Origin of the sequence: Acidovorax soli (assembly GCF_014207955.1) — a bacterium.
Taxonomy (GTDB): domain Bacteria; phylum Pseudomonadota; class Gammaproteobacteria; order Burkholderiales; family Burkholderiaceae_C; genus Acidovorax; species Acidovorax soli_A.
In genome coordinates, this window is the sequence record NZ_JACHLK010000005.1 from 241,041 (window position 1) to 253,278 (window position 12,238).

Genomic DNA, 12,238 nt, shown 5'->3' on the forward strand with positions numbered 1-12,238 from the left:
AGATGATTGACAACATCAGCTGGCTAGCGATTTACCCCGAGATCGTGCTCCTGGTCATGGGCTGCGTGATCGCGCTCGTGGACCTGGGCGTCAAGAGCCCCCGCCGCACGGCCACCTACGTGCTGACCATGCTCACCCTGGCCCTGGTGGCCGCCCTGCAGGCCATGTACGCCAGCACCGGCAGCACCTTCTACGGCTTTGGCAATATGGTGGTCAGCGACGCCATGGGCAACTGGCTCAAGTGCTTTGCCACCGTGGCCGTGATGGTCACCCTGGTCTATGGCCGCCCCTACGCGGCCGACCGCGACATGATGCGCGGCGGCGAGATCTTCACGCTGTCGATGTTTGCGCTCCTGGGCATGTTCATCATGATCTCGGGCAACAACTTCCTCATGCTCTACCTGGGTCTGGAGCTGCTGACCCTGTCGAGCTACGCCCTGGTGGCCCTGCGCCGCGACAATGCCACCGCCACCGAAGCCGCCATGAAGTACTTCGTGCTCGGCGCCATGGCCAGCGGCTTCCTGCTGTACGGCCTGTCCATGGTCTACGGCGCCACGGGCTCGCTCGATATCGGCCAGGTGTTCAAGGCCGTCAACTCCGGCCAGATCCGCCACCAGGTGCTGGTGTTCGGCCTGGTGTTCGTGGTCGCCGGCCTGGCGTTCAAGCTCGGTGTCGTGCCTTTCCACATGTGGATCCCCGACGTCTACCAAGGCGCTCCCACGGCCATCACGCTGATGATCGGTGGCGCGCCCAAGCTGGCGGCGTTCGCCATCACCATCCGCCTGCTGGTGGACGGCCTGCTGCCCCTGGCCATCGACTGGCAGCAGATGCTCGGTGTGCTGGCCATCGGCTCGCTGCTGGTGGGTAACCTGGCGGCCATCGCCCAGACCAACCTCAAGCGCATGCTGGCCTACTCGACCATCTCGCAGATGGGCTTCGTGCTGCTGGGCCTGATGTCCGGCGTGGTCAACGGCAACGTGGAAGCCGCCGCCGTCGAGAACGCCTACAGCGCCTCCATGTTCTACGTGGTGAGCTATGTGCTGACCACCCTGGCTGCCTTCGGCGTGATCCTGCTGCTGGCCCGCGAAGGCTTCGAGAGCGAAGAGATCGCCGACTTCGCCGGCCTGAACCAGCGCAGCCCGCTGTACGCCGCCGTGATGGCCGTGTGCCTGTTCTCCATGGCCGGCATCCCGCCCATGGTCGGCTTCTACGCCAAGCTGTCGGTGCTGCAGGCCCTGGTGGCCTCGGGCCAGGCAGCCTACATCGCCCTGGCGGTGTTCGCGGTCATCATGTCGCTGATCGGCGCCTTCTACTACCTGCGCGTCGTCAAGGTCATGTACTTCGATGCACCGCTCACGGCCACCAGCGTCTCGGCCCCCGTGGACGTGCGCGTGGTGCTCACCATCAACGGCGCCCTGGTGCTGGTGCTCGGCCTCTTGCCCGGCGGCCTGATGGCCCTGTGCGCCGAAGCCGTGGTGCGCGCCCTGGCGACCTGACCGCCGCAGCTGCAGGACGGCTTCCATGTCCCTGACCGGCTCCATCTGGCTGGTGATCGTGGCGGCCTTCATCGCCGCCAACCTGCCTTTCGCCAACCAGCGCTGGCTGGTGGTGGGGCCGGTGGCCCAGCCGAAGAAGGGTCTGGCGTTCCGCCTGGCCGAACTGGTGCTGGCCTATTTCCTGGTCGGCGGGCTGGCCCTGTTGCTTGAGCGCAGGGCCGGGCAGATCGCTCCCCAGGGCTGGGAGTTCTACGCCATCACCGGCACACTGTTCCTGACCCTGGCCTTCCCTGGCTTTGTCTACCGCTACCTGCTGCGCCGCCACGGCTGAGCGGGTACGCTTTGCTCCTTTCTTCCACTGCGGATCTTTCGACCATGAAAGTGCTCGACCTGCACTGCCACGCGGGCCATGTCTTTGAAGGCTGGTTCGCCTCGGAAGACGATTTCCAAAGCCAGAACCAGCGCGGGCTGGTGCAGTGCCCGTTCTGTGGCGATTCGAGCATCTCCAAGGGCCTGAGCGCCCCGCGCCTGAACCTGGGGGCCAAGCCGCCAGCAGCCCCCGCAGGCAAGCCGACCGCGGCTGCGACTTCTCCGGGCCAGGACTCCGTGGCCCTGCCTCCGGCCCTGCAGGCCGCCTGGATGGAGCTGGCGCGCAAGATCGCAGCCAACACCGAGGACGTGGGCGTGCGCTTTGCCGACGAAGCCCGCCGCATGCACCATGGTGAGACCGAAGAGCGCGCCATCCGCGGCCAGGCCACGCCCGACGAGGCTGCGCAACTGCTGGACGAAGGCATCGCCGTGCTGCCACTGCCCCTGCCGGTGGCTGCCAAGGAAACCCTGCACTAACGGCAGCGGGGCGCATGCGCGCGCCCCGCGCCGCAATCACGCCGTGAACTGCAGCGCCGCCAGGCGCGCATAGGTCCCATTGGCGGCGATCAAGGCAGCATGCGTGCCTTGCTCCACGATGCGGCCATGCTCCAGCACCACGATGCGGTCGGCGTTCTGCACCGTGGCCAGGCGGTGCGCGATCACGAGCGTGGTGCGCTGGCCCGTGTGGCGCTGCATGGCCGTGTCCAGGGCGGCCTGCACCATGCGCTCGCTCTCGGCATCCAGCGCGCTGGTGGCCTCGTCGAGCAGCAGCAAGGGCGGGTTCTTGAGCATGGCGCGCGCGATGGCGATGCGCTGGCGCTGGCCGCCCGACAGCCGTACGCCGCGCTCGCCCAGAAAGGTGCCATAGCCTTCGGGCAGGGCCGTCAGGAAGTCGTGCGCAAAAGCCGAGCGTGCGGCGGCCACCACCTCTTCATCCGTGGCACCGGGACGGCCATAGCGGATGTTCTCCATCGCCGAGGAAGAGAAGATCACCGCATCCTGCGGCACCACGCCGATGTGCGAGCGCAGCTCGGCCAGCGGCAGGGTGCGGATGTCCGTGCCATTCAGGCGGATGGCACCATCCTGCCCGCCCGCAGCGGGTTGCGCCACGTCATAGAAGCGCTGCAGCAATTGGAACACCGTGGTCTTGCCCGCGCCGCTCGCGCCCACCAGGGCCACGGTTTCGCCAGCCGCCAGTTGCAGGTCGAAATCCTGCAGCGCCGGCTGGTCCGGGCGCGACGGGTAGCGGAAGTTCACCTGGCCGAACTGCACCGCCAGGCCCCGGCCCGTGGAGGGCAGGGCGGCCGGGCTGGCAGGTTCGGCCACGGGCGAACGGCTGCCCAGCAGTTCCATCAATCGCTCGGTGGCACCCGCTGCACGCAGCAAGTCCCCGTAGACCTCGCCGAGCACGGCCACGGCGCCCGCGAGCAGGATCACATAGACCACGGTCTGCCCCAGGTGGCCGGCCGTCATCTGACCAGCCAGCACCGCCTGCGTGCCTTGGTACAGGCCCCAGAGCAGCAGGGCGGCGTTGGCGATGATGATGAAGGCCACCAGCACCGCGCGCGACAGGGTTCGGCGCACGGCCACCTGGAAAGCGTTCTCGGTGGCCAGCGCGAAGCGCTGCGCTTCGCGCGGCTCGGCGGTGTAGCTCTGCACCACGGGAATGGCGTTGAGCACCTCGGCCGCAATGGCACTCGAATCGGCCACGCGGTCCTGGCTGTCGCGCGACAGGCGCCGCACACGCCTCCCGATCCACATCGTGGGCACGACCACGAGCACGATGGCCAGCAACACCCAGGACATCACATAGGGGTTGGTCCACACCAGCATGGCCAGTGCGCCGATGCCCATGACGGCATTGCGCAGCCCCATCGACAGCGATGAGCCCACGACGGTCTGCACCAGGGTCGTGTCGGCCGTCAGCCGCGAGAGCACTTCTCCGGTCTGCGTGGTCTCGAAGAACTGCGGGCTTTGCTGCAGCACATGGCTGTACACGGCATTGCGCAGGTCGGCTGTCACGCGCTCGCCCAGCCAGCTCACCATGTAAAAGCGCGCGGCCGAGAACACGCCCAGGGCAATGGCCACGGCGAACAGGGCCTCGAAATGGTCGCGCAGCGCCATCGCCTGCGCGCCTTTGTCGGTGCTGACCAGGCCGCCATCGACCAGCGTGCGCAGCGCGATGGGAAAGGCCAGCGTGGCCAATGCCGCAAGCACCAGAAACACCAGGGACAGCGCAATGCGCCCGCTGTAGGGGCGCAGAAAGGGCAGCAGGCCAGTCAGGGAGCGCGGCGCGCCGCGGGCAGGGGAGGAGGGGGTGGACGCCATGCACCCAGTGTAGGGTGATGGCGGCCCGCGCGTGGGCGCGTACCGAGTGGCTTCTTGCAGGCCGTTACAGGTTTTCGCACCTGCGCAGGGCGTATCTACCAGTCAGTAAAAAGTCAGCCTTGGACCTTTCCGGGGCGGGTCACTTGGGCGGTGCCGCGCGGGCTGGTGGCGCCTGGTTTCCGAGGAGGTATCCGGGTATACGAGCATGCCTTCGGCACCCCGCGTGCAGCCCCGCACTGTCACCTAGGCGTTTATACATAGGCATTAGTCCCAGTATCTGCTGACCGCTCCCCCCGCATACGATGCGTTGCACCAAAAAAGATAAGCACGCATGGAGACTGTGCCGCCACCCGGCTTCTTTCTCCACCCCGCACACAACGGAGCAAGCCAAGGCGCATGAGCGACGTCATCCTCGAAACCACCAGCCTGACCAAAGAGTTCAAGGGCTTCACCGCCGTCAGCGATGTGAACCTGGCCGTGCGCCGGGGCTCCATCCATGCGCTGATCGGCCCCAATGGCGCGGGCAAGACCACCTGTTTCAACCTGCTGACCAAGTTCCTCACGCCCACATCGGGCGCCATCCGGTTCAACGGCCATGACATCACGCGCGAACAGCCCGCGCAGATCGCGCGCCGCGGTGTCATCCGCTCGTTCCAGATCTCGGCGGTGTTCCCGCACCTCACGCTGATGGAGAACGTGCGCCTGGGCCTGCAGCGCAAGCTCGGCACCTCGTTCCACTTCTGGCGCAGCGAGCGCAGCCTGCACCAGCTCGATGAGCGCGCCATGCAACTCCTGACCGAAGTCGGCCTGGCCGATGTGGCCGACGAGGTCACCGTGAACCTGCCCTATGGCCGCAAGCGCGCGCTGGAGATCGCCACCACGCTGGCCATGGAGCCCGAACTCATGCTGCTCGACGAGCCCACCCAGGGCATGGGCCACGAGGACGTGGACCGCGTCACCCAGCTCATCAAGAAGGTCTCGGCCGGCCGCACCATCCTGATGGTGGAGCACAACATGAAGGTGGTCTCCACCATTGCCGACCGCATCACGGTGCTGCAGCGCGGCGCCGTGCTGGCCGAAGGCCCGTACGCCGAGGTATCGAACAACCCGCAAGTGATGGAAGCCTACATGGGCACCACCGACGGCCAACTCCAGGGAGCGCATTGATGGCTGGCGCACCTGCACTCGAAATCAAGGGCCTCGAAGCCTGGTACGGCGAGTCCCATGTACTGCATGGCGTGGACATCGTCGTGCAGCCCGGCGAGGTCGTGACCCTGCTGGGCCGCAATGGCGCTGGCCGCACCACGACCATGCGCGCCATCATGGGCCTCACGGGCGCACGCAAGGGCTCGGTCAGGATCAACGGCGTGGAGACCGTGGCCATGCCCACGCACCGCATTGCCCACCTGGGTGTGGGCTACTGCCCGGAAGAGCGCGGCATCTTCTCCAGCCTCTCGTGCGAAGAGAACCTGCTCTTGCCCCCCGCGCTCAAGACCGGCACGCCCGGCATGTCGGTGCAGGAGATCTACGCCATGTTCCCCAACCTGGCCGAACGCAAGAACAGCCAGGGAACGCGCCTGTCCGGCGGCGAGCAGCAGATGCTGGCCGTGGCCCGCATCCTGCGCACCGGCGCCAAGCTGCTGCTGCTCGACGAGATCTCCGAAGGCCTGGCGCCCGTGATCGTGCAGGCCCTGGCGCGCATGATCACCACGCTGCGCCAGAAGGGCTACACGGTGGTCATGGTGGAGCAGAACTTCCGTTTTGCCGCACCGCTGGCCGACCGCTTCTACGTCATGGAGCATGGCCGCATCGTCGAGCAGTTCGGCGCCGCCGAGCTCGACGCCAAGATGCCGGTGCTCACCGAGCTGCTGGGCGTCTGACCCGACTTCCAGCCCCCTTGCGAAGACCCCACCCCCGATTCTTCACCCCCACCACACCTACAGGAGACAAACCATGAAGAACCAACTCAAAGTGCTGGCCCTGATGCTCGGCGCCGCAGGTCTTGCGACCTCGGCCGCACACGCGCAGGACAAGGTCAAGATCGGTTTCATCACCGACATGTCCAGCCTGTACGCCGACGTGGAGGGCAAGAACGGTGCGCTGGCCATCCAGATGGCCATCGACGACTTCGGCGGCAAGGTGCTGGGCATGCCCATCGAGCTGCTGAGCGCCGACCACCAGAACAAGGCCGACATCGCCGCCTCCAAGGCGCGCGAGTGGATCGACACCCAGGGCCTGACCATGATCTTCGGTGGCACCAACTCGGGCACGGCCCTGGCCACGGCCAAGGTGGCCTCCGAGAAGAAGCGCGTGTACATCAACAACGGTGCCGCCAGCTCGGCGCTGACCAATGAGCAGTGCTCGCCCTACACCGTGCACTATGCCTATGACACCGTGGCCCTGGCCAAGGGCACGGGCTCGGCCATCGTCGATACCGGTGGCAAGAGCTGGTACTTCCTGACCGCCGACTATGCCTTCGGCCATGCGCTCGAAGCCGACACCACCACCGTGGTCAAGGCCAAGGGCGGCAACGTGGTCGGCGCCGTGCGCCACCCGCTCAATGCCTCGGACTTCTCGTCCTTCCTGCTGCAGGCACAGAACTCCAAGGCCCAGATCCTGGGCCTGGCCAACGCCGGTGGCGACACCATCAACTCCATCAAGGCGGCCAAGGAGTTCGGCATCGGCAAGAGCATGAAGCTCGCCGGCCTGCTGATCTTCATCAGCGACGTGCACAGCCTGGGCCTGCGCAACACCGAAGGCCTGCAGTTCACCACCAGCTGGTACTGGGACCTGAATGACGAGACACGCAAGTTCTCGGCCCGCTTCTTCGAGAAGGCCAAGCGCATGCCCACCGAAATCCAGGCCGCCGACTACTCGGCCACCATGAACTACCTCAAGGCCGTGGAAGCCGCCAAGAGCATCGATGCCGACAAGGTCATGGCCACCTGGCGCGGCATGAAGATGAACGACTTCTTCGGCTCGGGCCAGCTGCGTGCCGACGGCCGTTACGTGCACGACATGTACCTCATGGAAGTGAAGAAGCCTTCGGAATCCACCAAGCCCTGGGACTACTACAAGCTCGTGAAGAAGCTGCCTGGCGACACGGTGTTCACCACCAAGGCCGAGAGCAAGTGCCCGCTCTGGAAGTAGTAAGTACGCGTCCACGGACCTGACCGAACCACAAACCCCCTCGCACCTCCTGCCGCTGCTTCGCCCATGGAAATCTTTGGTGTCTCATTGCCAGGCCTGTTGAGCCAGCTCCTCCTGGGGCTGGTCAACGGATCCTTCTATGCAATCCTCAGCCTGGGGCTGGCCGTGATCTTCGGCCTGCTCAACGTCATCAACTTTGCGCATGGAGCGCTGTTCATGACGGGGGCACTGATCACCTGGATGGCCATGAACTACCTCGGCATCAACTACTGGTGGATGCTGGTGCTGGCACCGCTGGTGGTGGGGGTGTTCGGGGTGGTGATCGAGCGCCTGCTGCTGCGCTGGATCTACAAGCTCGACCACCTGTACGGGCTGCTGCTCACGCTGGGCCTCACACTGCTGATCGAAGGGGTGTTTCGCTCCATCTACGGCGTGTCGGGCCTGGGCTACGACACGCCCGAGCTGCTCGAAGGCGCGACCAACCTGGGCTTCATGATCCTGCCCAACTACCGTGCCTGGGTGGTGGTGGCCTCGGTGGTGGTGTGCCTGGCCACCTGGTACGTGATCGAGAAGACCAAGCTCGGTGCCTACCTGCGCGCCGGCACCGAGAACCCGCGCCTGGTCGAGGCCTTCGGCATCAACGTGCCGGTGATGGTGACCCTCACCTATGCCTTCGGTGCAGCGTTGGCCGCCTTCGCAGGCGTGCTCGCCGCACCGGTCTACCAGGTCACGCCGCTCATGGGGCAGAACCTCATCATCGTGGTGTTTGCCGTGGTGGTGATCGGGGGCATGGGCTCCATCATGGGCTCCATCCTCACCGGGCTGGGCCTGGGCGTCATCGAAGGCTTCACCAAGGTGTTCTATCCCGAAGCATCGTCCACCGTGGTGTTCGTCATCATGGTCATCGTTCTCCTCATCCGCCCCGCCGGCCTGTTCGGCAAGGAAAAGTAAGCAGGGGCCGCACGCATGAATCTCAAGAACATCGCCCCCTTTGGCTATGGCCTGCTGCTGCTGGGCCTGCTGGTCGCACCCTTCCTCGGGGCCTATCCCGTCTTCGTGATGAAGCTCATGTGCTTCGCACTGTTCGCCGCGGCCTTCAACCTGCTGCTCGGGTTCACGGGCCTGCTGTCCTTCGGGCACGCGGCCTTCCTGGGCGGCGCGGCCTATGTGGCCGGCCATGCCATCAAGGTCTGGGGCCTCACGCCCGAAGTGGGCCTGCTGCTGGGCACGGCCGGCGGCGCGCTGCTGGGCCTGCTGTTCGGCTGGCTGGCCATCCGCCGCCAGGGCATCTATTTCTCCATGATCACGCTGGCCCTGGCGCAAATGCTGTTCTTCGCCTGCCTGCAGGCCAAGTTCACCGGCGGCGAAGACGGCCTGCAGGGCGTGCCGCGCGGCAAGCTGTTCGGCGCCATCGACCTCAAGAACGACCTGGTCATGTACTACGTGGCCCTGGTCATCGTGGTCGCGGCCTTCTTGCTCATCGTGCGCACCATCCATTCGCCCTTCGGACAGGTGCTCAAGGGCATCAAGGAGAACGAGCCGCGCGCCATCTCGCTGGGCTACGACACGCACCGCTTCAAACTGCTGGCCTTCGTCCTGTCCGCCGCCCTGGCCGGGCTGGCGGGTTCGCTCAAGACCGTGGTGCTGGGCTTTGCCACGCTGTCCGATGTGCATTGGACCGCATCGGGCCAGGTGATCCTGATGACGCTTGTGGGCGGGCTGGGAACGCTCTCGGGTCCGTTGATCGGCTCGGCGGTGGTGGTGATGCTGGAGAACAAGATCGGCGAGTTCGGGAACCTGCTGGCTGCTCTCACCAGCGTCGAGTGGTTCAAGACGCTGGGTGAGTCGGTCACCATGGTCACGGGGCTGATCTTTGTGATTTGCGTGCTGGCGTTCCGGCGCGGGATCATGGGGGAGATCATTGCCTGGCTGGCGGCCCGTCGGGCGGTTGGATCGCGGCACTGAGGTTCTTCTTTTTTGCCTCATGCCTGTTTTGAGGGCGGAGGCCGGGATGTGCGCCCGGCGGCGCAGTAACTTTCTCTTGGGCCGCCAAGAGAAAGTCACCAAAGAGAAGGCGGCCCTGCTGTCTGCGTCCCTCCGCTTCGCTGCGGGCAACCTGCGATGCTCGGATCTGAGGTGGGCGTCGATGAACTCGCTGCGTTCCCCCTGCGGGTGAACTCCGCTCAAACAGCATCGACGAGCCAGAAGACGAAGTGCATGTGTCCTTCGGCACACGCACCCACCCCAGCTCCTGCGCTTCTCGGCGCAGCCAGAAGGGGTGGGAGCGGGTACCACCCGGCTGCTGCTCTCGCAGCTGCGCCGGGTGTTGGTTACGCGCTGCGCGCTGCCAGCGAAACTGGAGCGATCGCCCTGCCCAGGCCAAGCGCAGCGAGGCAGATCGGGCCGAGCGAAGCAATGGCCCGTGTCGGTATCCACCCCCTTCTGACCGAGCATCGCAGGCTGCCCCCAGCGCCCGACAGGGCGATGGGGGACACGGGCAGCGGGGCCGCCTTCTCTTTGGTGACTTTCTCTTGGCGGCCCAAGAGAAAGTTACTGCGCCGCCGGGCGCACATCCCGGCCTCCGCCCTCAACCAAGGCATGCTGCGAGCAACGAGCAACGAGCAACGAGCAACGAGCAACGAGCAACGAGCAACGAGCAACGAGCAACGATTACAGCTTCAACGCTTTCGCATACCCCGTCATTTCCAGATACCCCTTCCCCACCACCTTCCCATCCCGCACCAACTCCGACAGCCCCTCCCAGTAGATCGCCCCCGTCGACCCACTGCTATCGAGCTCCTGGTCATCCAGCAGACTGCGCACCACGAACACCCCCACCGGCGTCTGCACCCGCCACTGCACCGGGTACCGTGCCCCACTGTGCGGACTGCTCCACTCCCGTTCCGGAGTAAAAGCCACCTCTGCGGCATCGAAGATGCGCGCAGCAGCCTGCCCTGGCGCACGGAACGACCCACCAGCCCACAACCCCGACCCATCCGCACGCCGCAGCCGAAACGCCGTGAGCGCACTGCCGTCGAGCAGGTTCATGCCGATCCAGTCCCACCCCCGCGCCTCGGGGTGCATCAGCGCCTCGCTCCACTCGTGGTCCATCCAGGCTCGGCCGCTGCCTGGGTCGATGGCCATCTGCTTGCCATCGAGCACGATGGTGCCGTCCACAGCCAGCTGTGGCTGGCTGTAGTAGTAGCTCGCCTGGGTGCTCTCGGGCCCCTTGCGTGAGAGGCCCTCGCGGCCCTGCAGCAGCACGGGCTGGGTGGCGTCGAACTGCAGTTGCAGGCCGAAGTGTTCGCCCTGGATGCGCGTGGCATAGCGGGCTCCCTGGCCAGAGGTCGAATCGCTGCGCACCAGGCTCCAGTCCTGCAGGCGGATGGCCGTGTCGGCCTCGCTCGCCTGGGCCACACCAAAACCTGCACGCGCGATGCGCTGGTCGTGGTGCAGTTTGCGGCCCTGCAGGTCGGTCAAGGCGGCATGGGCGAACAGCAGTTGCTTGGCAGCAAAGGCCGACTGGATGCCCTGCGCGGCATCCACGCGCGAGCGGAAGAAGGTGACCTGGAAGCCCCATGAACGGCTGCCTGTCTGCGCATGGCCGGTGATGTACCACCACTCGGTGCGCAGCTCCGGGTGGCTGCCGTGGTCGCGTGGAAAGGCCAGTGCACGTGCAGGCAGGGCGTGCGCGCTGCCCGGCCAGAGCGCGCTGCCTGCAGTGGTGGCACTGGCCATGGCCAGCACCAGGGCCTGCCGTCGCGAAGGCATGGGCGTCACCTCAGTCCATCAGCGCCCGCACCTGGCGCTGGGCCTCGGTGCAGTCGCCGAAATGCGCGGCCACCCATTCCGCGTTGAAATAGGTGGGCAGATAGCGCTCGCCCGCATCGCACAGCAGCGAGAGGATGGAGCCCTGCTCGCCGCGCTCGCGCATCCCGCGCGCCAGCCGGAGCATGGCCACGAAGTTGGTGCCGGTGGATGGGCCCACGCGCCGCCCGAGCAACTGCGACAGGGCCTGCATGGCCGCCACCGACTCCACGTCGGCCACTTCCTCCATGCGCTCCACCAGCGTGCGGATGAAGCTCGGCTCCACGCGCGGGCGGCCGATGCCCTCGATGCGCGAGCCCGGTGCGGTCAGCGTGGCATCGCCCGTGCGGTGGTAGGCGCTGAACACTGAGCCCGCCGGGTCCGCCACGCAGACCTCGGTGGCATGCTGCATGTAGCGCAGGTAGCGGCCGATGGTGGCGCTGGTGCCACCCGTGCCCGCACCCACCACGATCCAGCGCGGCACGGGGTGGGGCTCGCGCGCCATCTGCGTGAACATGCTCTCGGCGATATTGTTGTTGCCACGCCAGTCGGTGGCGCGCTCGGCATACGTGAACTGGTCCATGTAGTGGCCGCCCGTCTGCCCGGCAATGGCGCGGGCCTCGGCGTACACCTGGCCTGCGCTGTCCACCAGGTGGCAGCGCCCGCCGTGGAATTCGATCTGCGCGATCTTCTCGGCCGAGGTGCTGCGCGGCACCACGGCCACGAAGGGCAGGCCTAGCAGGCGTGCGAAATAGGCCTCGCTCACGGCGGTGGAGCCGCTCGACGACTCGACCACGGTGGATCCCTCGCGGATCCAGCCATTGCACAGGGCGTACAAAAACAGCGAACGCGCCAGCCGGTGCTTCAGGCTGCCCGTGGGGTGGGTGGATTCGTCCTTGAGGTACAGGTCGATGCCGTGGGCCCTGTACGAGGGCAGGTGCAGCGGAATCAGGTGCGTGTCGGCGCTGCGCTGGTAGTCGGCTTCGATGCGCGCGATGGCATCGTGCAGCCAGGCGCTGGCCGGCACGGGCGAAGAAAGGGTCTGCTGGTGGGCCGCGGTCATGGGGCGATTGTCTCGCAGTGCCTGC

Annotated in this window: 11 protein-coding genes; 8 read left to right on the top strand and 3 right to left on the bottom strand. The window is 66.4% G+C overall.

Annotated elements, in window-relative coordinates:
• Positions 1 to 2 precede the first annotated feature (2 nt).
• From nuoN to HNP48_RS15165, 3 genes are read left to right on the top strand one after another with little or no spacing between them, the layout of a single operon-like run.
• Positions 3 to 1,496, top strand: a complete 1,494-nt coding sequence (gene nuoN / locus HNP48_RS15155) for an NADH-quinone oxidoreductase subunit NuoN (RefSeq protein WP_184858327.1) — start codon at positions 3 to 5, stop codon at positions 1,494 to 1,496.
• Between the two features lie 25 nt (positions 1,497 to 1,521).
• Positions 1,522 to 1,827: a DUF2818 family protein gene (locus HNP48_RS15160; protein ID WP_184858329.1), complete on the top strand. Its 306-nt coding sequence runs from the start codon at positions 1,522 to 1,524 to the stop codon at positions 1,825 to 1,827.
• Between the two features lie 44 nt (positions 1,828 to 1,871).
• Positions 1,872 to 2,342: a DUF1178 family protein gene (locus HNP48_RS15165; protein ID WP_184858331.1), complete on the top strand. Its 471-nt coding sequence runs from the start codon at positions 1,872 to 1,874 to the stop codon at positions 2,340 to 2,342.
• A 36-nt stretch (positions 2,343 to 2,378) separates the two neighbouring features.
• Here the strand turns inward: HNP48_RS15165 and HNP48_RS15170 are convergent, their stop codons facing one another.
• Entirely contained in the window at positions 2,379 to 4,193 is a 1,815-nt protein-coding gene (locus tag HNP48_RS15170) for an ABC transporter transmembrane domain-containing protein (protein ID WP_184858334.1), read from the bottom strand.
• A gap of 396 nt (positions 4,194 to 4,589) precedes the next feature.
• Between HNP48_RS15170 and HNP48_RS15175 the strand changes: the two genes are divergently transcribed.
• From HNP48_RS15175 to HNP48_RS15195, 5 genes are all read left to right on the top strand, one after another.
• Positions 4,590 to 5,360 (top strand): ABC transporter ATP-binding protein, encoded by a 771-nt coding sequence (locus HNP48_RS15175; protein WP_184858336.1) that lies wholly within the window; start codon positions 4,590 to 4,592, stop codon positions 5,358 to 5,360.
• Complete coding sequence (locus tag HNP48_RS15180; RefSeq protein WP_184858338.1) at positions 5,360 to 6,073, top strand: ABC transporter ATP-binding protein; 714 nt, start codon at positions 5,360 to 5,362, stop codon at positions 6,071 to 6,073. Before HNP48_RS15175 ends, HNP48_RS15180 begins: the two co-directional genes overlap by 1 nt.
• 73 nt (positions 6,074 to 6,146) lie before the next feature.
• Entirely contained in the window at positions 6,147 to 7,343 is a 1,197-nt protein-coding gene (locus HNP48_RS15185; RefSeq protein WP_184858340.1) for an ABC transporter substrate-binding protein, read from the top strand.
• Positions 7,344 to 7,409: 66 nt separating this feature from the next.
• On the top strand, positions 7,410 to 8,294 hold the full coding sequence (locus tag HNP48_RS15190; protein ID WP_184858342.1) for a branched-chain amino acid ABC transporter permease: 885 nt from the start codon (positions 7,410 to 7,412) through the stop codon (positions 8,292 to 8,294).
• 15 nt (positions 8,295 to 8,309) lie between these two features.
• Positions 8,310 to 9,308 (top strand): branched-chain amino acid ABC transporter permease, encoded by a 999-nt coding sequence (locus HNP48_RS15195; protein WP_184858344.1) that lies wholly within the window; start codon positions 8,310 to 8,312, stop codon positions 9,306 to 9,308.
• Between the two features lie 705 nt (positions 9,309 to 10,013).
• On the opposite strand, the gene HNP48_RS15200 is transcribed toward HNP48_RS15195, so the two are convergent.
• Together HNP48_RS15200 and HNP48_RS15205 are read right to left on the bottom strand one after the other, a co-directional pair.
• Complete coding sequence (locus HNP48_RS15200; protein WP_184858346.1) at positions 10,014 to 11,114, bottom strand: lipocalin-like domain-containing protein; 1,101 nt, start codon at positions 11,112 to 11,114, stop codon at positions 10,014 to 10,016.
• A 10-nt stretch (positions 11,115 to 11,124) separates the two neighbouring features.
• A complete protein-coding gene (locus tag HNP48_RS15205) occupies positions 11,125 to 12,213 on the bottom strand; it encodes a PLP-dependent cysteine synthase family protein (protein ID WP_184858348.1) in 1,089 nt (362 codons plus the stop codon).
• Between the last annotated feature and the right edge of the window lie 25 nt (positions 12,214 to 12,238).